The sequence below is a fragment of the Flavobacterium orientale genome (assembly GCF_014638005.1).
In the GTDB taxonomy this organism is placed as follows: domain Bacteria; phylum Bacteroidota; class Bacteroidia; order Flavobacteriales; family Flavobacteriaceae; genus Flavobacterium; species Flavobacterium orientale.
In genome coordinates this window covers 144,157-169,370 of sequence record NZ_BMFG01000003.1, presented here as the reverse complement: position 1 = coordinate 169,370, position 25,214 = coordinate 144,157, and the positions used below count along the sequence as shown (strand labels likewise).

General features: G+C 34.6%; 25 protein-coding genes. 11 read left to right on the top strand and 14 right to left on the bottom strand.

What is annotated here, in order from left to right:
- From IEV15_RS05405 to IEV15_RS05390, 4 genes are all read right to left on the bottom strand, one after another.
- Complete coding sequence (locus tag IEV15_RS05405) at positions 1 to 816, bottom strand: DUF4349 domain-containing protein (RefSeq protein WP_188361488.1); 816 nt, start codon at positions 814 to 816, stop codon at positions 1 to 3.
- Positions 817 to 878: 62 nt separating this feature from the next.
- On the bottom strand, positions 879 to 1,253 hold the full coding sequence (gene rnpA / locus IEV15_RS05400) for a ribonuclease P protein component (protein ID WP_188361487.1): 375 nt from the start codon (positions 1,251 to 1,253) through the stop codon (positions 879 to 881).
- A 62-nt stretch (positions 1,254 to 1,315) separates the two neighbouring features.
- The gene (locus IEV15_RS05395; RefSeq protein WP_188361486.1) at positions 1,316 to 2,242 is read right to left on the bottom strand and encodes a hypothetical protein; all 927 of its coding nucleotides are present in this window, start codon (positions 2,240 to 2,242) and stop codon (positions 1,316 to 1,318) included.
- A 4-nt stretch (positions 2,243 to 2,246) separates the two neighbouring features.
- A complete protein-coding gene (locus IEV15_RS05390) occupies positions 2,247 to 3,698 on the bottom strand; it encodes an MBOAT family O-acyltransferase (RefSeq protein ID WP_188361485.1) in 1,452 nt (483 codons plus the stop codon).
- Positions 3,699 to 3,776: 78 nt separating this feature from the next.
- Between IEV15_RS05390 and IEV15_RS05385 the strand changes: the two genes are divergently transcribed.
- A complete protein-coding gene (locus IEV15_RS05385; protein ID WP_188361484.1) occupies positions 3,777 to 4,823 on the top strand; it encodes an isoaspartyl peptidase/L-asparaginase family protein in 1,047 nt (348 codons plus the stop codon).
- Between the two features lie 36 nt (positions 4,824 to 4,859).
- On the opposite strand, the gene IEV15_RS05380 is transcribed toward IEV15_RS05385, so the two are convergent.
- Genes IEV15_RS05380 through IEV15_RS05370 form a run of 3 tightly spaced genes read right to left on the bottom strand, consistent with a single transcriptional unit; the run spans position 4,860 to position 9,299 of the window.
- Positions 4,860 to 6,764, bottom strand: a complete 1,905-nt coding sequence (locus IEV15_RS05380) for a M1 family metallopeptidase (protein ID WP_188361483.1) — start codon at positions 6,762 to 6,764, stop codon at positions 4,860 to 4,862.
- Positions 6,765 to 6,781: 17 nt separating this feature from the next.
- The gene (locus IEV15_RS05375; protein ID WP_188361482.1) at positions 6,782 to 8,380 is read right to left on the bottom strand and encodes a S8 family peptidase; all 1,599 of its coding nucleotides are present in this window, start codon (positions 8,378 to 8,380) and stop codon (positions 6,782 to 6,784) included.
- A gap of 58 nt (positions 8,381 to 8,438) precedes the next feature.
- A complete protein-coding gene (locus IEV15_RS05370) occupies positions 8,439 to 9,299 on the bottom strand; it encodes an MBL fold metallo-hydrolase (RefSeq protein WP_188361481.1) in 861 nt (286 codons plus the stop codon).
- 171 nt (positions 9,300 to 9,470) lie between these two features.
- Here IEV15_RS05370 and IEV15_RS05365 point away from each other — a divergent pair, with 171 nt between their 5' ends.
- The 4 genes from IEV15_RS05365 (at position 9,471) to sufD (ending at position 13,543) form a co-directional block, all read left to right on the top strand.
- Entirely contained in the window at positions 9,471 to 9,800 is a 330-nt protein-coding gene (locus IEV15_RS05365; RefSeq protein ID WP_188361480.1) for a HesB/IscA family protein, read from the top strand.
- A 59-nt stretch (positions 9,801 to 9,859) separates the two neighbouring features.
- A complete protein-coding gene (gene sufB / locus IEV15_RS05360) occupies positions 9,860 to 11,308 on the top strand; it encodes a Fe-S cluster assembly protein SufB (protein ID WP_188361479.1) in 1,449 nt (482 codons plus the stop codon).
- Between the two features lie 47 nt (positions 11,309 to 11,355).
- Complete coding sequence (sufC, locus tag IEV15_RS05355) at positions 11,356 to 12,108, top strand: Fe-S cluster assembly ATPase SufC (protein WP_188361478.1); 753 nt, start codon at positions 11,356 to 11,358, stop codon at positions 12,106 to 12,108.
- 118 nt (positions 12,109 to 12,226) lie between these two features.
- Positions 12,227 to 13,543 carry a Fe-S cluster assembly protein SufD gene (gene sufD, locus IEV15_RS05350; protein WP_188361477.1) on the top strand — a complete coding sequence of 439 codons (1,317 nt, stop codon included), beginning with the start codon at positions 12,227 to 12,229 and terminating at the stop codon, positions 13,541 to 13,543.
- A 77-nt stretch (positions 13,544 to 13,620) separates the two neighbouring features.
- Here sufD and IEV15_RS05345 read toward each other — a convergent pair whose 3' ends face one another.
- Both IEV15_RS05345 and IEV15_RS05340 read right to left on the bottom strand, forming a co-directional pair.
- Positions 13,621 to 13,992 (bottom strand): hypothetical protein, encoded by a 372-nt coding sequence (locus IEV15_RS05345; RefSeq protein ID WP_188361476.1) that lies wholly within the window; start codon positions 13,990 to 13,992, stop codon positions 13,621 to 13,623.
- Positions 13,993 to 14,146: 154 nt separating this feature from the next.
- A complete protein-coding gene (locus tag IEV15_RS05340; RefSeq protein ID WP_188361475.1) occupies positions 14,147 to 15,490 on the bottom strand; it encodes a serine hydrolase domain-containing protein in 1,344 nt (447 codons plus the stop codon).
- 157 nt (positions 15,491 to 15,647) lie between these two features.
- Between IEV15_RS05340 and IEV15_RS05335 the strand changes: the two genes are divergently transcribed.
- From IEV15_RS05335 to IEV15_RS05310, 6 genes are all read left to right on the top strand, one after another.
- Entirely contained in the window at positions 15,648 to 16,862 is a 1,215-nt protein-coding gene (locus IEV15_RS05335; protein ID WP_188361474.1) for an aminotransferase class V-fold PLP-dependent enzyme, read from the top strand.
- A gap of 10 nt (positions 16,863 to 16,872) precedes the next feature.
- Positions 16,873 to 17,304, top strand: a complete 432-nt coding sequence (locus tag IEV15_RS05330; protein WP_188361473.1) for a hypothetical protein — start codon at positions 16,873 to 16,875, stop codon at positions 17,302 to 17,304.
- Positions 17,304 to 17,723: a SufE family protein gene (locus IEV15_RS05325; protein WP_188361472.1), complete on the top strand. Its 420-nt coding sequence runs from the start codon at positions 17,304 to 17,306 to the stop codon at positions 17,721 to 17,723. The genes IEV15_RS05330 and IEV15_RS05325 overlap by 1 nt, the downstream gene beginning before the upstream one ends.
- Positions 17,724 to 17,783: 60 nt before the next feature.
- Entirely contained in the window at positions 17,784 to 18,107 is a 324-nt protein-coding gene (locus IEV15_RS05320) for an SUF system Fe-S cluster assembly protein (RefSeq protein ID WP_188361632.1), read from the top strand.
- A 70-nt stretch (positions 18,108 to 18,177) separates the two neighbouring features.
- Positions 18,178 to 18,684, top strand: coding sequence for a DUF2480 family protein (locus IEV15_RS05315; protein WP_188361471.1), 507 nt, complete (start codon positions 18,178 to 18,180; stop codon positions 18,682 to 18,684).
- An 89-nt stretch (positions 18,685 to 18,773) separates the two neighbouring features.
- Complete coding sequence (locus IEV15_RS05310; protein ID WP_188361470.1) at positions 18,774 to 19,682, top strand: DUF3078 domain-containing protein; 909 nt, start codon at positions 18,774 to 18,776, stop codon at positions 19,680 to 19,682.
- Between the two features lie 51 nt (positions 19,683 to 19,733).
- Here the strand turns inward: IEV15_RS05310 and IEV15_RS05305 are convergent, their stop codons facing one another.
- The 5 genes from IEV15_RS05305 to IEV15_RS05285 form a co-directional block, all read right to left on the bottom strand.
- Positions 19,734 to 20,393, bottom strand: a complete 660-nt coding sequence (locus IEV15_RS05305) for a CoA transferase subunit B (RefSeq protein ID WP_188361469.1) — start codon at positions 20,391 to 20,393, stop codon at positions 19,734 to 19,736.
- Positions 20,394 to 20,484: 91 nt separating this feature from the next.
- A complete protein-coding gene (locus IEV15_RS05300) occupies positions 20,485 to 21,183 on the bottom strand; it encodes a CoA transferase subunit A (RefSeq protein ID WP_188361468.1) in 699 nt (232 codons plus the stop codon).
- A gap of 80 nt (positions 21,184 to 21,263) precedes the next feature.
- Complete coding sequence (locus IEV15_RS05295; RefSeq protein ID WP_188361467.1) at positions 21,264 to 23,543, bottom strand: penicillin-binding protein 1A; 2,280 nt, start codon at positions 23,541 to 23,543, stop codon at positions 21,264 to 21,266.
- Between the two features lie 2 nt (positions 23,544 to 23,545).
- Positions 23,546 to 24,031, bottom strand: a complete 486-nt coding sequence (locus IEV15_RS05290; RefSeq protein WP_188361466.1) for a gliding motility lipoprotein GldH — start codon at positions 24,029 to 24,031, stop codon at positions 23,546 to 23,548.
- Positions 24,015 to 25,178, bottom strand: coding sequence for a PSP1 domain-containing protein (locus IEV15_RS05285; RefSeq protein WP_188361465.1), 1,164 nt, complete (start codon positions 25,176 to 25,178; stop codon positions 24,015 to 24,017). The genes IEV15_RS05290 and IEV15_RS05285 overlap by 17 nt, the downstream gene beginning before the upstream one ends.
- Positions 25,179 to 25,214 lie beyond the last annotated feature (36 nt).

The window sequence follows — 25,214 nt, the reverse complement described above, 5'->3', positions numbered from 1 at the left end:
TTATTGATTTTTTCTTTTTAATTTTTTTCTAACATAGATGAAAATTGCAACTAAAATAAGAATAAATGGCCAAATATGAAGCAATCCAATGAGGAAACTCGATATTCCATTCCATCCCGATTTTATAGCATTCCACATTTTTGTTCCATAAGAAACAGTGGCATAATCTGCGTTTGCTACTTTTTTATAAAATTCTATTTGGATGGTGCTCAACGAAACTTTATTTTGAAGGTAATTTAATTGCCCCTCTTTGGCTTCAATTTCTTCACGAATGGCAGATAGTTCTTTTTCAATTTCTAAAATTTCGGAAACTTTTACTGCTTTTTTTAATAGTTCCAAATAGCGTTCTTCCAAGATTTTTTTTGCCTTAATCCTAGCTGATAAGTCAATGAATTCTGCCGTTACATCTTTTGAAGAAATTTCTTTTCGGTCAAAATAGGCAACATCTTTTCCGATTTCATTTAAAAAAGCATCAAAATTTTTATTCGGAATTCGAATGGTCAAATGTTTATAAATGGAATTATAATCTTTTCCTTCAGAATCATTTTGAAGATAGGCATTGTGTTTTTTTAAACCCGAAAGAATCTGCTCATAGGTTGTTTTTAAATCTTGTGTTTCATAACGGAGCGAAGCTTCTCTAATTATTTTATTTTCCAAATCGGTAGCTTCAAACGTGCTGTCATTTATGGCAATTTTTGAATCCATTTCTTCCATAATAGGCATTGTTTCTCCTGCTGCAGAATTTTCATAATCCGGATTTCCACCACATGCTAACGGTAAAACTAAAAACGATAAATAGGCTATTATTGTTTTCATAAAAGTGATTTTAAGTAAAACGGAAAGTTAACAATAATCGTACAGCAATTGTCAGGCCATTTCTATTTTTTAATTTCAGCAATAAACTTTTCAAATAGCTTAACTGTTTTTTCATTCATTTCTTTAAAACTCATTGTTTCTTTTGATTGGTAAAAAAACATAATTGCATAAGGTTTCTCGAGATAGTCAACCAACATTTTTTTGTTTAAACGATAACATTCTCTGAGCAATCGTTTGTAGTGGTTTCGATTTACGGCATTTTTAAAATGTTTCTTTGAAACGGAAACACCAATTTTAATTTTTTCGTCATTTTCTAACACAACCGGAGCAAATACCAAACGCAAAGGATATTTGGAAACCGATTTTCCTTCAGAAAAAAGCAAATCAATGTGTTTTTGACTTTTGAGTTTTTCGTTAGTAGGATAGGTGAATGACATTTAGTTTTGCTTAGTTTGATGCAAAGATAGTAAACCTGTAAGGTATTCGAAGCATGATCAAATCATCGAATTTTTTTAATAATCTCTTGATTGAATAGTGCCACTCCTTTTTGATTTAAATGGTGATCATCATAAAAATGCAAACTATCATTTAATTCCATTAATTCATTAAAATTAAAATAGGTTGCATAAGACTTCATTTTCAAATCAAAAAATTCATTATTTGAGTAGGAATTATAAAGAGCTTTTGTGATAGGAGCTTGAATTAAAATGACTTTACAATTTCCCTTTTTTAAAATTTCTAAGTTTTTTTCAAATTGGTCAAATTGATTCGATTTAAAGAGATACTCTTGAGGTTTGTACGAATATTTTTTTGACGAAGTAACTTCGCTTTCAACATATCCATTCGCTATGTAGTTGTCTTCCTCTTTTTGAAAGGGAATAACAGTTGATTGTTCTTTTTGAAATAGATTTTGATAATAGGAATAAATTAAAGTGTTGTAAATGGTGATGTCATTTTGTTTAAGTGCCAACTTCAGTAAATTAGAATCCAACTTGTCATTTACTAACAAATCTAAAGTGGATTCCACTCCGTCAACCGAAAAAGTATTCGGATACACTTCATAGATAACCAGTTTTGGCTGAAGTTGTTTCAAATAACGTTGCAACAAGATTTCGGTTTGTAAAGGTGTTTGATTGCTTGAGCCTAAATTAAAAGAGGAATAGCCAGCATCCTTAAATAGTCGAGTATCAAAACCTCTGTAAGCATGTGATGATCCTAAAAACAAGATATCAACTTCTTTAGTTTTGGTCAAATCTGCAATTCTATTTTCCATAAATCCGGGAATCATTTCCTTTTTTGCTAGGTTTTTGGTTATTAAGTTTGGAACAAAATCGCCCCAAAGGCAAATTCCAACCACACAGAAAAGAATGGAAAATGGGATAAATTTCAACAAAGACTGTAAAAAATAGTTTAAATCGTTTGTCATATTTTTAAAATTGAAAATAGATGAACGGACTCTTGTCGGTTTCCATAAATTGGAATATAATAAATAGTTGTATGGCATAAATGACCCATCGCAATGGGCGTTTTAAATGCAAACCCCAATCTGCAGAAGCATAAGCTTTTTCTCGACCAAACCATTCTGCAATCATAAATAAAACTATTAAAATTGCGGTGACAACGGCCAATCTTTTACCTTCAAAAGACGGAATGATAAATAGTGATTCGGAAAAAATTTCAGAAACTATTTGCAATGCAACAACACCGCTTTCTGCTCGAAAAAATATCCATGCAAAAACAGTTAGTGTAAAGGTCAAAGCAATTTTTAAAAAATCTTTTATAGTTGGTAAATTGGAACCTTGAGCAACGATATCTAAATTTATTCTGTTTTTGTTTGTGAGTAGTAAAGGTAAAAAATAGACAGCATTGAGTAGTCCCCAAATGATAAAGGTCCAGTTGGCTCCATGCCAAAATCCGCTGACTAGAAAAATTATAAATGTGTTTCTTATTTTCATCCATTTTCCACCGTGACTTCCACCAAGAGGGATGTAAACATAATCTCTAAACCAAGTGGATAATGAGATATGCCATCTTCGCCAAAACTCTGCAAAATCTCTTGAAAAATAAGGGAAAGCAAAATTTTTATGAAGATCAAAACCAAATAATCTTGAAGTTCCAATTGCTATATCAGAATAACCCGAAAAGTCGCCATAAATTTGAAATGTAAAAAATAATGCACCTAAAAGTAATGTACTCCCAGAGTAATCGCCCGAATTGTTGAAGAATAAATTGGCATAAACTGCACAATTATCAGCAATAACCATTTTTTTAATTAAACCCCATAAAATTTGACGCATTCCATCAACAGCATTGTTATAATTAAAGGTGCGATTTTTATAAAATTGAGGCAATAAATTAGAAGCTCTTTCAATAGGTCCGGCAACCAATTGCGGAAAGAAACACACAAATGCAGAAAATGCAACACCATCATTTGTAGGCGTTAATTTTTTTCTATAAACATCAATGGTATAACTTAAAGTTTGAAACGTATAAAAACTGATTCCAACAGGAAGAATAATGTTTAATGTGTTAGGTTGAAAGGAAGCTCCAAAAAATGTAAAAGCAGATGTAAAATTTTCTATAAAAAAGTTGAAGTATTTGAAAAACCCCAACATACCAAGATTCGTCAATACGCTTACCCAAAGAAGAAGTTTGCGTTTTTTAGGAGCTGTTTCTTGTCCTAATTTTTTACCAACATAAAAATCAACAAGTGTACTGATTAGAATTAGTAGTAAAAAACGCCAATCCCACCAACCATAAAAAACATAGCTGGCAAGAATTAGAAATAGATTTTGCTTTTTTAAACTTTTCGAAAAAACCAACCAATAGAGTAAAAATACTATTGGTAAAAAAACCGCAAAATCAATAGAATTAAAAAGCATAGTAGATTTTTTGTGGTTTAAAACGGTAAAAATAATCAGCTATAGAGATTTTTGGCTATTTTTATAAAAAAACATTTTATGAAAGTAGTAAATCTTTTTCTCTCTTTAGCATTTTTTATGTTGGCAAGTTGTGAAAAAAAACAAAATCAACTTGAGACATTTGACCAGAATAACGAGAGCAAATTCTGCATTGTAATTCACGGAGGAGCCGGTACCATTTTAAAAGAAAACATGACAGATTCTTTAGAAGCGGAATACAATCGAGTTTTGGATTTAGCGGTTTCAAAAGGTTATGAAATTCTTAAAAACGGCGGTAATAGTTTAGATGCAGTAACACAAACTATTATGATTTTAGAAGATTCCCCTTTGTTTAATGCCGGAAAAGGTGCTGTTTTTACTAACGAAGGCAAGAACGAACTTGATGCTTCAATCATGGATGGAAAATCAAAAGCGGCCGGTGCTGTTGCAAGTGTTACCAAGGTAAAAAACCCAATTACTTTAGCAAGAGCAGTCATGGAAGTTTCAGAACATGTTATGATGGTGGGTCCTGGAGCAGAAAAATTTGCAGAACAAAATGGAGTAGAATTAGTTGATCCCTCTTATTTTCATACTGCAAAAAGATGGCAAGGTTTACAAAGAGCAAAAGAACAGGAGAGAACAGAATTAGATCATGCGAACGCAATGCATTATGACCCCATGATAAAAGATAAGAAATTTGGAACCGTGGGTTGTGTTGCTTTAGATAAAAAAGGAAATATTGCAGCTGGAACATCAACCGGTGGGATGACCAACAAACTTTATGGACGAGTTGGTGATGCTCCGATTATTGGTGCAGGAACGTATGCCGACAATGCAACTTGTGGCGTTTCAGCAACAGGTTGGGGAGAATTTTTTATTCGAAATGTTGTGGCTTATGATATCTCGGCACAAATGAAGTATAAAAAAGTTAGTTTAGCAGAAGCTGCCAAAGAAACAATACAGAAAAAGGTACCCGAAATGGGTGGCGACGGCGGAATCATTGCTATCGATAAAGATGGGAACATTATCATGGAATTTAATACATCCGGAATGTATCGAGCTTCAATAGATAAAAAGGGCACAAAAACAATTGCAATTTATAAATAACAAAAAAGGCTTGAAATTTTTCAAGCCTTTTGTTTTTTATTCCTCTTTTGATTGATAATAATTATTTTCTGAATTCACATCGGCCATCAAGCCGCTTGGGTCAATAACAATTGCTTTGATTTCTTTTTTTGGTTTAGAAATGGAAAATTCAAAAGTTGGATTTGCCCATCCCCAACCCTCTAAAACGGTTCTTTTAAATTGAGGGTATTGGTTTTCTTTTTCCCATCGCATCAACGGATTTGGAATATAAAAAGTTTCTATAGTATCATCTTTGTAAATCACAAAAATATCTAACGGCATTGGAGTTCTCCCGATTCTTTCTAAAACAACTTTAGTAGAACCCGTGACAAAATTGCCATCTTCTGCGACCTCTTTTATGCCATAATCAATAGTGTTGGTGGTTTGTGTCCAATCTACCAAATACCAATCCAAAACAGCTCCTGAAACACGTTCAGCGGTTCGTTTAAAATCATTCGGAGTGGGATGTGTAAATTGGTAATCATAATAAAAACGTTTTATGGTTTTCATCAAATTTTCAACACCGATTATATAGCCTAGTTGCGTTAAGAAAAGGGTACCTTTATTATACGATGAAATACCATAAACCGAGTTCAAATCATAACGGTCAGCATGTGTGGTTTGAGGTTGTTCTTTGCCTCCGGCTACCATTGCATAATAACTGTTGTAAGTATTTTGAAACGGATTGTCTTGATTTCTGTTTTTATTTGGCATTACTTCCTGCATTGCTAAATCAGAAATGAAGCTTGTAAATCCTTCATCCATCCATTCGTGTTTGCTTTCATTAGTTGCTAAAACATGCTGAAACCAAGTGTGAGCCAATTCATGTGCGGTGACACCAACCAAACTAGGCAACGAACGTTTACCTGTTATCAAAGTACACATGGCATATTCCATACCACCATCACCACCTTGAATAACAGAATATTGTTTGTAGGGATAAGTTCCGATTGCATTATTGAAAAAAGTCAATAATTCAGCCGTTTTAGGTTGTAGTGCTTTCCAATTTTCAATGATTTCTTTATCATTTTTATAAATAAAATGAAGTTCAACGCCATTGTCACCTATAATTTTATCATGGATAAAATCATTGTCAGCACCCCAAGCAAAATCGTGTACCATCGGAGCTAAAAAATGCCACGTGAGGTTTTTGGTTTTTTTAGGATGTTTTACTTCTACACCTTCGTCTTGGTAGCCGTGACCAATTTCGTTTTTGTTTTGCAAATAGCCCGAGGCTCCAATCGTATAATTTTTATCAATCGAAATTTTCACATCATAATCTCCCCAAACACCGTGAAACTCTCTACCAATGTAAGGATCAGCATGCCAACCTTCAAAATCAAATTCACAAATTTTCGGATACCATTGCGTCATCGAAAGTGCGACACCTTCAGAACTATTTCTTCCAGAACGACGAATCTGCTCCGGAACTTGTCCGTCAAAATCTAACGTAAATGTCGATTTTGATTTAGGAAGAATCGGTTTTACTAAAGTAACTTCCAAAATGGTTCCGACTACTTTTGTTGTAGCAACTTGACCGTCTTGTTTGAAATTAGTGATTTTTAAATACCCAATTTGATCCGGTTTTAAGGTGGAAATTCTACTTTCTTTAACTTCTTTTTCGCCTACTTTAAAGCTTTTCACCATTCGTTTATCAGGATCGGTTATGGTTTGCAAACGAATATCCATTTCACTTCCGGGCTGAAACGCATTAAAATACAAATGATAAAACACTTTGCGAAGCGTGTCCGGCGAATTGTTAGTATATTCTAATGTCTGTGTTCCTTTGTATTGAAAGGTTTTTACATCCATAGCCAACTCCATAGTATAATCAGCTTGTTGTTGCCAATAGCCTGGATTTGGATTTTGAGCAACAAGCTGCAATAGCATGAATGAAAAAACAAAGGAAATGGAGTATTTCATGAGAGTTGAATTTATAATTATTTAGACATTTTATCTGCCATTAACAAAGCATTGTAAGCATTTACAATTTTTCCGGAAACAGATAATTCAGTAAACAAAGCTTTGTTAGAAGCTTCGCCACCAACAATGACAGTTCGGTCAATGGCAACACCGCTATCTTTCAAAATTTGTTTTACTTGTGCTGCAGTTAAATTTGGATAATACGAACGAATTAATGCGGCAACTCCCGCAACATTTGGAGATGCCATCGAAGTTCCTTGTTCATATTTGAATTCATTATCCGGAATAGTAGCATAAATTTTAACACCAGGGGCAAAAACATCTACATCTTTTTTTCCATAATTTGAAAAATCAGCAACCATTTTTGTTCCATAATCATGATCTAAGGCTCCAACTTTTATAAAGCTATTTGCAATTTCTTTTTCTCCAACTCTGTCATTTGGATAGCTTTCCACCACGTTCAAATCCTCACCATCATTACCTGCAGCATGAACAAATAATACATCTTTGCTTGCGGCATATTGAATGGCTTCATAAACCCATTCTTTTTGAGGAGAGAAACCTTTTCCAAAACTTCCGTTGATAATTTTTGCACCGTTATCTGCCGCATAGCGAATAGCAAGTGCGATATCTTTATCATATTCATCTCCATTTGGAACGGCACGAATCGCCATAATTTCCACGTTAGTAGCCACACCATCACCTCCTAGATTGTTCCCTCTCACTTGTGCAATAATTCCGGCAACGTGGGTTCCGTGTAAAGCATGTTTTTTATCCGGGCCCCAAACTTGGTTGTTTCCGTAAAATTTACTGGAGAAATCTTCTGCATTGTCACCTAGTAGTTTTCTTCCGTCATATTCTAAATTTAAATGGTAATTTAATTGGTCATAAACATAGTCTTTGAATTCTTCAATTCCTTTTTTAAATTCTTCAGCTGGGGTTCTGGTTAAGACTTGAACCATAACCATTTTGTAATTCCCAAGTGTTGGGTTTGAAGTTAAAATAGATTTTACATCTTCCAATGTATAATCTTCTTTTTTTAAGTGCTCCGAAATGGCTTTGTCAGCAGCTAAAATAAAATCAAGTTGCTGTTTGTTAGCCATCGCCTCTTGCTTTTTTTCTTCAAATTTCTTCTCAGCTTTCTTAAAAGTATCAGAACCGTCATCACCTTTTTTAAGAATTCGAGTCATTTCTAAATTCTCATTAACAACATCACCCAAAAAATTCCAACCATGAATGTCGTCAACATAGCCATTATTGTCATCATCAATTCCGTTACCGGGAATTTCTTTTGCGTTTGTCCAAACACGACCTTTTAAATCTTCGTGTTCAATATCGGTTCCACTGTCAATAACGGCAACAATTACTTTTTGACCTTTTTTATTTTTCAATAATTCTTCATAAGCACGGTCAACACTCATACCGGGAATCGTGTCTTTGATTAAATCCAAATGACTCCAACGCAACAGTTCAGCATCAGAAATTTTACCATTTTTTAACGGAACAGTTTCAGAAGTTAATGGTTTTAGATTTGCAAAAGATGATTTTGAAGCACTACATCCAGCTAAAAACAAAGAAGCTACACCTAGTGAAATAATTAATTTTATAGAATTCATAGAAATATATTTTGAGGTAAAAATAATCGTTTTTTAAAGTTTTTGTTTAGCATTAACACTATCTTAAGACATCTTCACAACGGAAAACTTCTTTCAAACGAACGCCTTTTTCTGTTTTTTCAACAGTGATGATTTCGTTGTGAGCATCGTGTTCTAAAAATAAATAGTAATTATTTTCAGCTGCGGCTGTTAGAAATTTTGCCTTTTCATCCAAAGTTAAAAGCGGTCTGGTATCATAACCCATCACATACGGAATCGGGATATGTCCTGCCGTAGCCAATAAATCCGCACAAAAAACAATGGTTTTATCTTCGTATTTGATGTGTGGAAGCATTTGTTTTTCAGTATGACCATCCGCATAAAATATGCCGAAATCCATTTCTTCCGAAAAACCAAAATCACTAGTTGGTCTATTGATAAAATTCAATTGACCACTTTCTTGCATTGGAATGATATTTTCGTGTAGAAAAGAAGCTTTTTCACGAGAATTGGGCTTAGTTGCCCATTCCCAATGATTTTCATTCGTCCAGAATTTTGCATTTTTGAAAGCGACTTCATAACCGGTTTTATCCTTATTCCAATTTACGCTTCCGCCACAATGATCAAAATGAAGGTGAGTCATAAAAACATCCGTTACATCATCACGATGAAAACCATATTTTGCCAACGATTTATCTAATGAATGTTCGCCCCAAAGCGAATAATAACCAAAAAATTTATCCGATTGTTTGTTGCCCATTCCGGTGTCTATCAACGTCAATCGATTTCCGTTTTCAATCAACAAACAGCGAGCAGCAATGTCGATGAGGTTGTTTTCATCTGCCGGATTTGTTCGGTTCCAAATGGTTTTAGGGACAACGCCAAACATAGCTCCGCCGTCGAGTTTAAAGTTTCCAGCTTCAATGGGGTATAGTTTCATAATTGTAATTTGATAGTAAAATGTTTCGCAAATTACTAAAAACTTACCTTTTTAAGTCGGAATTATAACTATTTTCTATCAATCCATTCGTTATAAAAATGTTAGGAATCCTTTTAAAATTCCTATTTTGATGTATCTTTGCAGTTAATTTAGACAAAATCAAAATAGCAAATGATTAAAGTTTCAGATACAGCCAAAAAGAAAATCATCAATTTGATGGAAGATGATGGTTTTGATGCTGCCCGAGATTACGTTCGAGTTGGCGTAAAAAGTGGTGGTTGTTCCGGTTTGTCTTATGATTTAAAATTTGACAAAGAAATCGGAGAAAACGATAAAGTATTCGAAGACAACAATATACGAGTAGCAGTTGAAAAGAAAAGTTTCCTTTATTTAGCCGGAACCATTTTAGAATTTTCCGGTGGTTTAAATGGAAAAGGATTTGTGTTTAACAATCCAAATGCGAACAGAACGTGTGGTTGCGGAGAAAGTTTTTCGCTTTAAAAACTAAACTATTAAGATAGAAAACTTAATTTCTTAAGGGTTTAAAAAAAATTAAAAAAATGGCAAAATATACAGAGGACGATTTAAAAGTTGAACTCGAAAGCAAAGAATACGAATACGGATTTTACACCGAATTAGACTCGGAAACGTTTCCTATCGGGTTGAATGAAGACATTGTCCGTGCGATTTCTAGGAAAAAAGAAGAACCGCAATGGATGACCGATTGGCGTTTGGAAGCTTTTCGTGCTTGGCAAGAAATGATCGAACCGGATTGGGCAAATGTACATTATGAAAAACCCGATTTTCAAGCGATTTCGTATTATTCCGCTCCAAAAAAAGCAGATCCAAATAAAACATTAGACGATGTTGATCCGGAATTATTAGCGATGTATAAAAAGCTGGGAATTTCGATTGATGAACAGAAAAAAATGAATAATGTGGCGATGGATATTGTGGTGGATTCGGTTTCTGTAGCTACGACTTTCAAAAAGACATTAAACGAAAAAGGAATTATTTTCTGTTCGATTTCTGATGCAATTAAAGAGCATCCGGAGTTAGTTCAGAAATATTTAGGGACGGTTGTTCCGCAACGAGATAATTTTTATGCAGCTTTGAATTCCGCCGTTTTTTCAGATGGAAGTTTTTGTTATATTCCAAAAGGCGTTCATTGTCCGATGGAATTATCAACGTATTTCCGAATCAATCAAGCCGGAACTGGTCAGTTTGAACGAACATTATTAATTGCCGATGAAGGCAGTTATGTTTCGTATTTAGAAGGTTGTACCGCTCCAAGTCGTGATGAAAATCAATTGCACGCCGCTGTAGTTGAATTGATTGCGATGGATGATGCTGAAATAAAATATTCAACCGTTCAAAACTGGTATCCTGGGAATAAAGAAGGAAAAGGCGGTGTTTTTAATTTTGTGACTAAAAGAGGTTTGTGCGAGAAAAACGCAAAAATTTCTTGGACACAAGTTGAAACAGGTTCAGCCATAACTTGGAAATATCCATCAGTAATTTTAAAAGGAAATAACTCGATTGGCGAGTTTTATTCAATAGCCGTAACCAATAATCATCAGCAAGCCGATACCGGAACAAAGATGATTCATTTAGGGAAAAACACTAAATCGACTATCATTTCCAAAGGAATTTCTGCAGGAAAATCACTAAACAGTTACCGAGGTTTGGTCCGAATTAGTGCCAATGCTGATAACGCCCGAAACTTTTCGCAATGTGATTCGCTTTTGATGGGAAATAATTGTGGAGCACACACTTTTCCTTACATCGAAAGTAAAAATACATCTGCCAAAATCGAACACGAAGCAACGACTTCCAAAATTGGAGAGGACCAAGTTTTTTATTGCAACCAACGTGGCATTCCAACTGAAAAAGCGATTGCTTTAATTGTGAATGGTTTCAGCAAAGAAGTATTGAATAAATTGCCGATGGAGTTTGCAGTAGAAGCTCAGAAATTGTTGGAGATTTCACTAGAAGGCTCTGTTGGATAAACAAAACTTAATGAATCTTAATACCTTAATGGTTTAAAAATATAAAAATGTTAAGCATAAAAAATTTACACGCTTCCATTGAAGACAAAGAAATATTAAAAGGTATCAACCTTGAAATTAAAGCCGGAGAAGTGCACGCCATTATGGGTCCAAACGGATCAGGAAAAAGTACACTTTCCGCTGTAATTGCCGGAAATGAAAATTATGAAGTAACAGAAGGTTCTGTTGAATTATTAGGCGAAGATTTAGCCGATTTAGCACCTGAGGAAAGAGCTCACAAAGGTGTTTTCTTATCATTTCAATATCCGGTGGAAATCCCTGGAGTTTCGGTAACGAACTTTATGAAAACAGCCATCAACGAAAGCAGAAAAGCGAATGGAAAAGAAGAAATGCCGGCCAATGAAATGCTGAAATTGATTCGTGAAAAATCAGAATTATTAGAAATTGATCGTAAATTTTTATCTCGTTCATTAAACGAAGGTTTTTCAGGTGGAGAAAAAAAACGTAACGAAATTTTTCAAATGGCAATGTTAGAACCCAAATTAGCCATTTTAGACGAAACCGATTCAGGATTAGACATCGATGCGTTGCGAATTGTAGCAAATGGTGTGAATAAATTGAAAAGCCAAGAAAATGCCGTTTTAGTAATCACGCATTACCAACGTTTATTAGATTATATCATCCCTGATTTTGTACACGTTTTGATGGACGGAAAAATCGTTAAATCCGGTGGCAAGGAACTGGCTCTTGAGCTAGAAGAAAGAGGATACGACTGGATAAAACAAGAACAAGAAGTTTAAAAATTAAATTTAAACCATTAAGAGATTAAGGAAATTAAGTTGTAACACTTAATGAAACTTAATACCTTAATGGTTTATGATAAAATATTTGTAGATTTTTAAAATCTCAACATTTAAAATGGATTTAAAAGAAAAATTAATTTCATCCTTCATGGCTTTCGAAGAAAAAGTTGATGTAACTGCACAGTTGCACGACATTCGAACTTCTGCCATCAAAAACTTTGAAAACAAAGGTTTCCCAACCAAAAAAGAAGAAGCTTGGAAATATACATCGTTAAATACTGTATTAAAAAACGACTTTTCTGTTTTCCCAAAAAGAGAAAACTCGATTGAATTTAAAGACGTAAAGAAATTTTTTCTACACGAAATTGACACGTACAAATTAGTGTTTATCGATGGAAAATTCAGTTCGTTTATGTCGTCAACAACGCATGAAGGAATTGATGTTTGCTTACTTTCATCTGTGTTGACAAAGCCAAAATATAAAATGGTTTTGGACACGTATTTCAACCAAATCGCCAGTAAAGACGAAAGTTTAACGACTTTAAATACAGCTTTTGCTCAGGAAGGAGCGTTCATCAACATCCCGAAAAGTAAAGTTGCTGATAAACCAATTGAAATCATTCATTTTTCTACAGGAGTCGAAAGTGCGTTGATGGTTCAACCTCGAAATTTGATTATTGTAGGCGAAAATGCTCACGTGCAAATTATCGAACGTCATCAAAGTTTAAACAGTAATCCGGTGTTGACCAATTCAGTAACCGAAATTTTTGCTCAAAAAAGAGCGATTGTCGATTATTATAAAATTCAAAACGACGAACAAACTGCCAATTTGATTGACAACACTTATATTTCTCAAAAACAAGAGAGTAGAGTTGCGGTTCACACGTTTTCGTTTGGTGGAAACATCACCCGAAACAACCTGAATTTCTACCACTTTGGCGAACGAATCGATTCAACTTTAAAAGGAATTACAATCATTGGCGACAAGCAACACGTGGATCATTATACCTTAGTGAATCACGCAACACCCAATTGCGAAAGCCATCAAAACTATAAAACTATTTTAGGCGGAAGTTCAACCGGCGTTTTCAACGGAAAGATTTTCGTGGAAAAAGAAGCCCAAAAAACCGATGCTTTTCAACAAAATAACAACATTTTATTAAGCGACAAAGCCACCATCAACGCCAAACCACAATTGGAAATTTTTGCCGACGATGTAAAATGTTCACACGGCTGCACCATTGGTCAATTAGACGAAAGTGCGATGTTCTATATGCAACAACGCGGCATCCCGAAAAAAGAAGCCAAAGCATTATTGCTATATGCATTCTCCAACGGAGTCATCGAAAGCATTAAAATCCCGGAACTCAAACAACGCATCACGAAGATTATTGCGATGAAATTGGGTGTTAATTTGGGGTTTGATTTGTAGGTTTAACCGCAAAGCTCTCTAAGATTTACGCAAAGGACGCAAAGTTATTTATTCAAACTTTCCGTCCTTTTCGATTTTTACTTTGTGTTCTTTGCGGTTAAATTGTTCTTTAAGATTTTTAAAGCTTCCATAGCTTCAGGAACCAAATCTTCCTTTAATTTTTGATCAATTTCGGTTTCAGAAAGGTTTTGAAATTTAATTTTAAAAAACTCAATTTGGCTGTTTTTATGGCTCAATTCCTCAGAAGCTGAAGGTTCGTTGAAATTTCTAATTTTCTCATTTATATTTTGTCTGTTCAAAAGATAAAAAATCAATAAAAAGATAAAAGGAATTAAATGAATTTTAAAAATGGAAAAATTAATACCAATTGAGAAAGGAACGAAATGAATTAAATCAAATAAACCAAGCAATAATACAAAGCCAAACACATAATTCGCAATTCCTTTCATTTTTAAGTAGGCAAAAAAAGTGAGACCCAATAGAATCAACCCAATGTAAAATCTCATTTCAAAATTCCATTGATAGAGCAGTCCTAAAACCAAAGAAATTATAGTTATTATCAGTAAAAATGATGCTAAAATTAGATTTCGATTCTTCATTTTACTATTTTACACTTTCAATAACCCCCTTCATCATCCTGTTAAAATCAAAATCCTCATCTTCCGTCAATCCAAAACGAATAATCACCATTTCTTTACTCGGAATAATAATCACTTTCTGACCTTGAAATCCGCCACAGAAATACATATCTTTTGGCACATCAGGATATTTCCCACCGGCGTTTAACCAAAAATGACCGCCATATTCTCCGTTGGAAGTTGGGGTAGGAGTCGCCACATACTTCGCCCAACTTTTATCAAAAATCTGCTCGCTATTCCAATTGCCTTCGTTTAAATAAAGTAAGCCAAATTTCGCCCAATCCCGAGCCGTTGCCCATCCATACGATGAGCCCACGAAATTTCCGGCCATATCAGGTTCAATCAACATCGAATGCATTCCGATTTTATCAATTAAAGACGAATACCAAAAATCTAAATAATCTTGATGATTTTGAAATTGTCTTCGTAAAATTCCTGACAGCAAATTTGTGGTTCCTGAAGAATAATTCCAATGTGTATTCGGTGCAAAAGCGGCCGGTTTTTCCAATTGCACCTTTGGCATATCATCTTCTAAAAACAACATTTTCGTGACATCCGATATCTTTCCATAATCTTCTTCCCATTCTAAACCGGAATTCATTTGAATTAAATTATGTAACGTGATTTTTGATCGTTCATCATTCGCCCATTCTTTCACCGGAGCCGGTTTATGAATGTCGATTTTGCCTTGTTGTTGCAAAATTCCAAAATAAGTAGCCGTGATACTTTTTGTCATCGACCAACCTAAAAATTTAGTGTTTTTAGAAAAACCATCTTCGTATTTTTCAGCGATGATTTTATCTTTATAAATCACTAAAAGTGCTCGTGTTCGCTTTATTTTTTCACCTTTTTTATCAAATGCATTCGCAACCTCTTGATTTAATTTTTCATAATTCACTTCAGGAAAAAGTGTATCTTTTTGTTCAAGATTTCCATACGGAAAAGGTAAATTCGTTTCGATTTTTGTTCGATTCGGAATCAAATACGGTTTTGTTTCATCAAAATCATCAGTTACCAAGGTGGCACCTAAACCTTCGCGGTAAATAGCTTTACGTTTTTTTAGCCCATAAACAGAAGCTGTAGCAAATTTCGAGTCTTTATTCGTTTCAATTTTAGCCAATCGAACCAAATCAATATCATTATCACCTTGTTGAATCGCTTCTAAAGGGCGGTTATCAATAAAAATTCCGGAAGCCACGCTTTTAGCCGCAAAACCTGAGAGAATGTCCAACTTTGGATAGGTGGTAAAACCAACAAAGAGTAGTACTACCAAAAGGAGTAAACCGAAATACTTGAGAAACTTTTTCATTTTAAAATTATTTCTTGCAATTTATAAAAATATACAAAAGAAAAGAGAAATGGTTTTGATAATTAAGACTATCACAATTCATAAAAATTCGTGAATTGGTGGCAAATAAGCAATCATTTTTACTACTTTTGTATTTAGAATTTTTCTAAATAAAGAAATGTTAGATATCCAAAAAATCAGAAACGATTTTCCTATATTTTACCAAAAAGTAAATGGAAAACCACTCGTTTATTTCGATAATGCCGCTACTTCGCAAAAGCCGACTCAAGTAATTGAAGCGGAAGCGAATTATTATAAAGAAATTAATGCCAACATTCATCGTGGTGTCCACACTTTGAGTCAGTTGGCAACCGATGCATATGAAGCTTCGCGTTTGAAAATTCAACAGCACATCAACGCAAAATTTAGTCACGAAGTACTTTTTATTTCCGGAACTACACACGGAATTAATTTGGTTGCAAATGGTTTTGCAAGTTTTCTTAAACTAGACGATGAGGTAATGGTTTCTGCCTTAGAACACCACAGCAACATCGTTCCGTGGCAAATGTTATGCGAAAAAACGGGGGCGAAATTGGTAGTAATTCCAATGAATGAGAACGGCGAATTAATTCAATCTGAATACGAACGATTACTATCAGATAAAACCAAAATTGTAACCGTAAATCATATTTCAAATGCGTTAGGTACTATCAATCCAATTAAATGGATGATTGAAAAAGCTCACAAAGTTGGTGCGGCCGTTTTAATTGACGGAGCACAAGCAACGCCGCATTTAAAACCGGACGTTCAAGATTTGGATTGTGATTTTTATGTGTTTTCAGGACACAAAATCTGCGGACCAACAGGAACAGGAATTTTATATGGAAAAGAAGACTGGTTAAACAAATTGCCACCCTATCAAGGCGGAGGCGAAATGATTGCCACCGTTTCTTTTGAAAAAACAACCTATGCGGAATTACCTCATAAATTTGAAGCCGGAACACCCAATATTGCAGGAGGTATTGTGCTCGGAACCGCCATTGATTATCTCAACGAAATTGGTTTTGATAACATTGCAGCTTATGAAAACGAATTGTTAGAATACGGAACCAACAGATTGTTAGAAATTGAAGGATTAAAAATTTATGGCACATCCAATCAAAAAACTTCCGTAATTTCGTTTAATATTGATGGCATTCATCCGTATGACGTTGGTACGATAATTGACAAGCTAGGAATAGCGGTTCGCACCGGACATCATTGTGCTCAGCCGATTATGGATTTTTACAAAATCCCCGGAACGTTGAGAGCTTCGTTTGCGTTTTATAACACAAAAGAAGAAATTGATGCCTTGGTTCAAGCAGTAAAAAAAGCAAAAATGATGCTATTATAAAAGCAAAAACATGAAGACAATTACATTTATATTTCTATCTCTTTTTATTGCAAAAGGATGTAGCCAGCAACAAAAAGAAGAAATGAAAAACACAAGTATTGAATACCAAGCGATGTCTCGCGGGTTTTATTTAAATATATTAGCAAAAGACAAAGAACTAGTTGTAGTTAAAGAACGCGATGGTAAACCGGAATTGAGAAAAATATCAAGTTCTGATTGGAATGAACTTTCAGATTTGTTCTTAAAAATAAAACCGGAAGATTTATCAAAATTTAAAGTCCCATCAGAAAATCGATTTGTTGATGCAGCAGCAATAGCAAATTTGAGAGTAATTTATGAAGGTAAATTGTATGAATCAGAAAGTTTTGATCACGGAAATCCACCAAAAGAAATAAAAGACTTAGTAAACAAAATTATTTCAATAGCTAAAATTGAAAGATAATGACCATTGAAGAAATACAACATGAAATAGTTGATGAATTTTCCATGTTTGATGATTGGATGCAACGATATGAATATATTATTGAGTTAGGAAAATCACTTCCTATTATTGATGAAAAATTCAAAACAGAAGAAAATATTATTAAGGGATGCCAATCAAAAGTTTGGGTACATGGTGAGGAAAAGGACGGAAAAATTATTTTCACTGCCGATAGTGATGCCATTTTAACCAAAGGAATTATTGCGGTATTAATCCGAGTTTTCTCTAACCAAAAACCGGCAGCTATTTTGAATGCAACTACTGATTTTATTGATGAAATTGGTTTGAAAGAACATTTATCTCCTACCAGAGCAAACGGATTGGTTTCAATGATAAAACAGATAAAAATGTATGCTTTAGCTTTTGAAGCGAAGAATTAAAAAGAATAAAGACTTGTTTAACTTTATGTCTTAGTGGCAAAAAAACTTAGAAGTAAAAAAATGGAAGAATTTAAAGACGAAATAAACCTAGGAGAAGATGTAGTAAAAGTGCTAAAAGCAATTTACGATCCTGAAATCCCAGTCGATATTTATGAACTAGGATTAATCTACGACGTAATGATCAACGAAGATAATGACGTTAAAGTTTTAATGACTTTAACCTCCCCTAATTGTCCCGTTGCTGAAACATTACCCAGAGAAGTTGAAGAAAAAATAAAATCGCTGGATGCCGTTAAGTCTTGTGAAGTTGAAATTACGTTCGACCCACCTTGGTCGAAGGATTTAATGAGCGAAGAAGCAAAATTAGAATTAGGTATGTTATAAAGCAGTTGGCGGTTGTCTGTTATCTGTTATCAGACAACCGCTAACCGCCAACGGACAACCGCCAACAGAAATGAACGAAATCATCAACAAAGTAGCCAACTCAACCCTCGAAATTTTCGACTTGGAAGATTATTATCCCACCGGAGTTCGAACACAAATCGATATTGCTCAATGGCTCGAAGAAGGATTTTTATTAAAAGAAAAAAACTTCCGAGAAGCGTTAAAAAATCACGATTGGTCTCAATATCAAAATCATTTTGTAGCTATTCATTGTTCTACGGATGCTATTTTACCTGCTTGGGCGACTATCTTAGTAACAGTTCATCTTCAGCCGTTTGCTCAAAAAATTATTTTAGGTAAGAAAGAGGAAATCGACACTTTGTTATATAGTGAAATCCTCAATCAAATGGATTATTCTATTTATCAAAACAAACCAGTAATTCTAAAGGGATGTTCCAAAAAACCGGTGCCGGAAACAGCATACGTTTTTGCAATTCAAAAACTTCAAAAAGTAGCCAAGAGTGTTATGTTTGGTGAAGCTTGTTCGGCTGTTCCTTTGTATAAAACTTCAAAATAATCACCAAAACCTAAAGACTTTCTCACATTAAAATTGTTAATTTTAGAACAATTGCTAACTTTGTCCTGCAAAATATTAAAACTAAAAGGATGAAAAAAATAGTAATTGCACTTTGTTTGATTTTTGGGCTACAAGTTGCAGCTCAACAAGAAGTGGTAAAAAGTGTTGAAGAAGTTGTAAAAGCGGTTAACGATACGACTAGGACAAAAGGATGGGTTAAAAAGGGAAATATTTCTTTTTTGTTTAATCAATCAACATTTGAAAATTGGGTAGCCGGAGGTGAAAACAACATTTCTGGAAATTTGGGATTGAACTATGATTTCAACTACAAAAGTGATGATTGGTCTTGGGACAATAAGATTATTGCATCTTATGGATTGGTTAAAACTAAAAATTCTGAGTTTGAAAAAAAGACAGACGATCGTTTTGAGTTTAATTCACTAGCAGGAAAAAAAGCCGGTGGATATTGGTATTATTCTGCTTTCTTAAATTTTAGAACACAATTTACAAAAGGTTTTATTTACGGAACAGATGAAAACGGTAAAGAAATTAGAGATGAATATACTAATTTGTTTTCTCCGGCCTATTTAACTTTTGGTCCGGGTATGATGTGGAAAAAAAGTGATGATTTTAAATTTAACTTAGCTCCACTTTCATCAAAAATCACTTTTGTAAATAAAGATTTTACGTTGCCTGAAGCTGCTTATTTTGGAGTTGATGAAGGTAAAAGCATGCGATATGAATTAGGATTTTATGCCGCAGGATATTATAAATTCAAATTATTTGACAATGTTTCAGCAGAAAACATTTTGAGTTTGTATTCAAACTATTTGGAAGATCCACAAAATGTTGATGTTGATTATCAATTAAACATCGTGATGACCATTAACAAATTTTTGTCAACCAACTTGTCATTTCAAACCATTTATGATGACAACGCATTCAGAGGCCTTCAAACAAGACAAGTTCTTGGAGTTGGTATCAATTACGGATTTTAATACATAACAACTATATGAACAAAAAACCACGCAAATCGCGTGGTTTTTTTATTAATCTAAAATCATTTCAGGAATGTCTCCTTCAATAATAAGTGTTCCTTCGGTTGCCTTTTTAATTTCTTCAACACTAACGCCTGGAGCTCGTTCTAAAAGTTTAAATCCTTTTGGTGTTACTTCTAAAACAGCTAATTCCGTTACCACTTTTTTAACGCAACCTACTCCGGTTAGCGGGAGCGTGCATTTTTTCAAAACTTTAGATTCTCCGGCTTTGTTTACATGCATCATGGCTACAATGATATTTTCGGCAGAAGCAACTAAATCCATAGCTCCTCCCATTCCTTTTACCATTTTTCCGGGAATTTTCCAGTTGGCAATATCACCGTTTTCAGAAACTTCCATGGCTCCTAAAATAGTTAAATCTACTTTTTGACTGCGAATCATTCCGAAACTGAAAGCAGAATCAAAAAAAGAGGCTCCAGGAAGCGTTGTAATGGTTTGTTTTCCGGCATTTATAATATCGGCATCTTCTTCGCCTTCAAACGGAAACGGACCCATGCCTAGTACGCCGTTTTCACTTTGAAATTCAACAGAAATATCGTTTCGAACAAAATTAGCTACTAATGTCGGAATGCCAATTCCTAAATTTACGTAGTAACCGTCTTTTACTTCTTTTGCAATGCGTTTTGCAATTTGGTTTTTATCTAAAGCCATGTTTTAATGTGTCAATGAGTTAATGTGTCGATGTGTCAATTTGGGAAAGTGTCAATTAATTGTCTAATTGGCAAATTGTCCCATTGCCACATTATCTTTGTCTAACAGTTCTTTGTTCAATTCTTTTTTCAAATTTATTTCCTTGAAAAATTCGGTTCACCATAATTCCGGGAATATGAATTTGATTTGGGTCTAATGTTCCGGCTGGAACTAATTCTTCCACCTCGGCAATTGTTATTTTTGCAGCACCCGCCATACATGCATTGAAATTTCGTGCTGTTCCTTTGAAAATTAAATTTCCGGCTTCATCGCCTTTCCAGGCTTTTACAATGGCAAAATCTGCGTTGAAAGCTTTTTCCATGACATACATTTTTCCATTAAACTCTCTGGTTTCTTTGCCTTCGGCTACTTCAGTTCCAAATCCTGCAGGAGTAAAAAATGCCGGAATTCCGTGTTGAGCAGCTCTGCATTTTTCGGCTAAAGTTCCTTGAGGCGTTAGTTCCACATCCAATTCTCCGGAAAGCATCTGACGTTCAAATTCAGCATTTTCTCCTACATAAGAAGAAATCATTTTCTTGATTTGTTTTTTTTGTAGTAAGAGTCCCAAACCAAAATCATCAACACCTGCATTGTTTGAAATGCAAGTTAGGTTGGAAACACCCAATTTAACTAAGTGTGCAATACTGTTTTCGGGAATGCCACATAGCCCGAAACCACCAAGCATAATGGTCATATTATTGGTAATTCCTTGAAGGGCTTCTTCTACAGAATTTACTTTTCGTGTAATCATATGTTTGTTTTTTTGGATTCTAAAGGTATAAAAAAACGGGCTTTTTGCAAAGTCCGTTTTCTACTGTTTTGATATCTATTTTAAAAATTAAATTCATTGACGTCCTGGTCAAAATCTAAGGTGTCTTTTGATGCTTTCCAACAATCTACCTTAACGGTTAAATCTTTTGGACGCTCAAAAGGTTCTTTAGAAACAGAAAGCTTCGGGTCTTTATAGCATTTATCCATATAAATTCCCCAAATAGGCAAAGCCATTGTTGCACCTTGACCCATTGCAGTGGTGTTAAAACGTGCGGATCGATCCTCGCAACCTACCCAAACTCCAGTGCATAAATTAGGCACAAATCCCATGAACCATCCGTCAGAGTTGTTTTGAGTTGTTCCTGTTTTTCCTGCGATAGGATTATCAAACTTGTAATCATAAGATCTAAACCCGGCTCTTCCTCCTCTTAAACGGGTTCCGGTTCCGTCTTCCGTTACACCTTCTAAAAGTTTTACCACAGCATAAGCAATATCTTGATTTAAAACATCTCTGGATTCCGGAACCGTTTGAAAAATAACGTTTCCGTTTTTGTCTTCAATTCTAGAAATGATTTGTGGTTTTATATAAATTCCGTTGTTTGCAAATGTACTGAAAGCGGCCACCATGTCGTGAACTGTAATTTCTACAGCACCCAAACAAATGGAAACTTGTGGTGGAATATCGGTTGTTACACCAAGTCTTTGAGTTAAGTCTATTACTGCTCTTGGGCCGGTTCTATCAATTAGCTTGGCGGAAATTGTATTTATCGAATTAGCCAAAGCTCTTTTCAAATTAATCATACCACGATACTTGTGGTCAGAGTTTCTTGGTGTCCAATCTGCACTAACGCCATGTCTTCCTCTTGGAATTGTAAAAGGCGAATCAATTATTGAATCACAAGGTGACATGTTTAATTGTTCAATAGCTGTTGCATAAACAAACGGTTTGAAGGTTGAACCTACTTGACGAGCTCCTTGACCCGCATGGTCGTATTGAAAATGTTTGTAATTGATTCCGCCAACCCACGCCTTAACATGTCCGGTTTGAGGTTCCATTGAAATCATTCCACTTCTTAAAAAGTGCTTGTAATAACGAATAGAATCTCGTGGAGTCATTATGGTATCACGTTCCCCTTTCCAAGTAAAAACAGTCATTTCAGTTTTTATATCAAACGATTTCAATATTTCTTCTTCGCTGATATCTTGAAGTTTCATCAATCGCCAACGTTCCGAATTTTTCATCGCTCGCAACATTAGTTTATCGGTCTCTTCTTGATTTATTTTATAAAAAGGAGCGTTTTTATTGTTTTTTTGGGATTTAAAAAACTCAACTTGCAGGTTTTTAATGTGCTCATCGACCGCTTCTTCCGCATGTTTTTGCATACGTGAATCGATAGTAGTATAAATTTTTAAACCATCACTATAGATATTATAATCGGTGCCATCGGGTTTTTTATTTTCTTTTATCCATTTTCTCATGTAGTCTCTAAGGTATTCTCTAAAATAAGTAGCAATTCCTTCTTTATGACTTTCAGGATTAAAATCTAATTTAATTGGTAGTTTTTCTAATTGTTCTTTGGCTTCTTTTTCTAAATAACCATTTTTCACCATCTGACCCAAAACAGTATTTCTTCTATTAAAAACCAGTTCTTTCCTTTTTTCTCTTGTAGGATTATAGAGCGAAGGATTTTTTAGCATTCCAACCAAAAGTGCACCTTCTTCAATTGTTAAATCACGAGGTTCTTTTCCAAAATATACCTTAGCTGCTGAACGAATTCCAACGGCTGTATTAACAAAATCGGCACGATTTAAATACATCGTAATGATTTCATTTTTTGTATATTGACGCTCTAGTTTTGTGGCAATAATCCATTCTTTCATTTTTTGAATAATTCTAAAAAGTATGAACTTTGATCCTTCACCGTGAAATAAAAGTTTGGCTAATTGTTGGCTAATTGTACTCGCTCCACCACTTGAACCCAGTTTAAAAACGGCTCTCATGGTGCCTCTCGCATCGATTCCGGAATGGCTGTAAAAACGTTCATCTTCAGTGGCAATTAACGCATCAACCAAATGTTGAGGTAAATCTTCATAGGAAATTGGCGTACGGTTTTCGCGATAAAATTTACCTATGGTAACTCCATCTGATGAAATTACTTCGGTAGCTAGATTGGAATCCGGATTTTCTAATTCATCAAATGATGGCATCGAACCAAAAACACCCAAAGATGCTAAGAAGAAAAAGAGAAAAATTCCACCTAGTCCGAAAGCAAAAATTTTCCAAAACTTTTTGGTGTATTTTGAAAAATCAGACGTTCCTAAATTCTTTTTTTGAGCCATAATTATTCAGTTAATTCAATTCTAAAGCCAACATCCAATATTCCTTCCAAGGTTTCTACGCCACTTATTTTTCCGGAGTTTCTAACAGCGTGTTGTATTCTAACAGTATAGTTTCCTGGTTTTTTGAACTGGTACTTTTCTTTGTAATACAGTTTGTTTTCTTTTGTATCAGAAAAACCGGAGCCTAACAACGTTCCGTCAGGATTTGCCATTATATATTCTAAAGTATCCACTATAGTTTTTTGATTTGGGTCTTCCAATTCAACAATTAAAAATAAATTACTATACGGATAGTTTTTATTATTTCTTAAATTTAAAAAAAGATTATGTAATGCTACCGTGTCTTTTTGTTCAAAAGAAAATGTAACGATGCTGTCTTTATGCCAAGTTTTTCCAACGGAATCATAGCGATCAAAAACTCGTTTTTTGTCACAAGATACCACCAGAATAACCAGTAAAATTAAAACAAAACTACTTTTTAGGTTCATTTGAATTTGGCTTTCTTCTTTTGTTGTTGTTTCTGCTTTTCTTTTTCTTTGGTTGATCAAAACGAGTTAAACTTTCCTGACCCATAGCATTGTTGAAATCTTGTTTAGGTTCTGCTATAATTTCTAATGCAAAATCTTCTAAAGAAGAAATTCTTCTTCGTTGTTTGTTTTCAGCCACAATTTCTTTTACTTGATCAATATGAATTACATGCCAGTTGGCAATATTATCAGCGTAGGCAAACCACATTAATCCTTTGAAAATATCTTGTTTTTGACAATAAGCAACACCTCGTTCGGTTTCAATTTTTGTATCAAAATCAGGAAAATCTTTTAACGCATCCATATACGTATCCAACTCATAGTTTAAGCAACATTTGAGTTTGCCACATTGTCCGGCTAATTTTTGAGGATTTAAAGAAAGTTGTTGGTAACGAGCAGCTGAGGTGTTTACACTTCTAAAATCAGTTAACCAAGTCGAGCAACAAAGCTCTCTTCCGCAAGAACCAATTCCACCCAATCGAGCCGCTTCTTGACGAAAACCAACTTGCTTCATTTCAATTCTGGTTTTGAATGTTTGAGCATATTCCTTAATCAATTGACGGAAATCTACTCGGTCTTCAGCCGTATAATAAAAGGTAGCTTTTGAGCCATCGCCTTGAAATTCAATATCTGAAATCTTCATTTGAAGTTGAAGTCTAATCGCAATTTCTCTAGCGGTAACTTTCATTGGTTCTTCTTTTGCACGAGCATCAGACCAAATATCAATATCTTTTTGAGAAGCTTTTCTATACACTTTTGTGATTTCCGGACTGGTGTGACTAACTCCTTTTTTCTTCATTTGGATTTTAACCAATTCTCCGGTAAGAGTCACAATTCCAATGTCATGACCCGGCGATGCTTCTGTTGCAACAACATCTCCAATGATTAACGAGAGTTTTTCGGTGTTCCGATGAAACTCTTTCCGACCGTTTTTAAATCGCACTTCAACACAATCAAACGGTTCTTGACCACTTGGTAAACTCATGTTAGAAAGCCAATCAAAAACAGTTAATTTGTTGCAGCTATCGGTGCCGCAAGTCCCTTTATTTTGACATCCTTTGGGAGCTCCTCCATCTTTACTCCCGGTAGAACAGTTTGTACAAGCCATAATTTATATATATTGTTCATCTCGTTTTGAAACAAG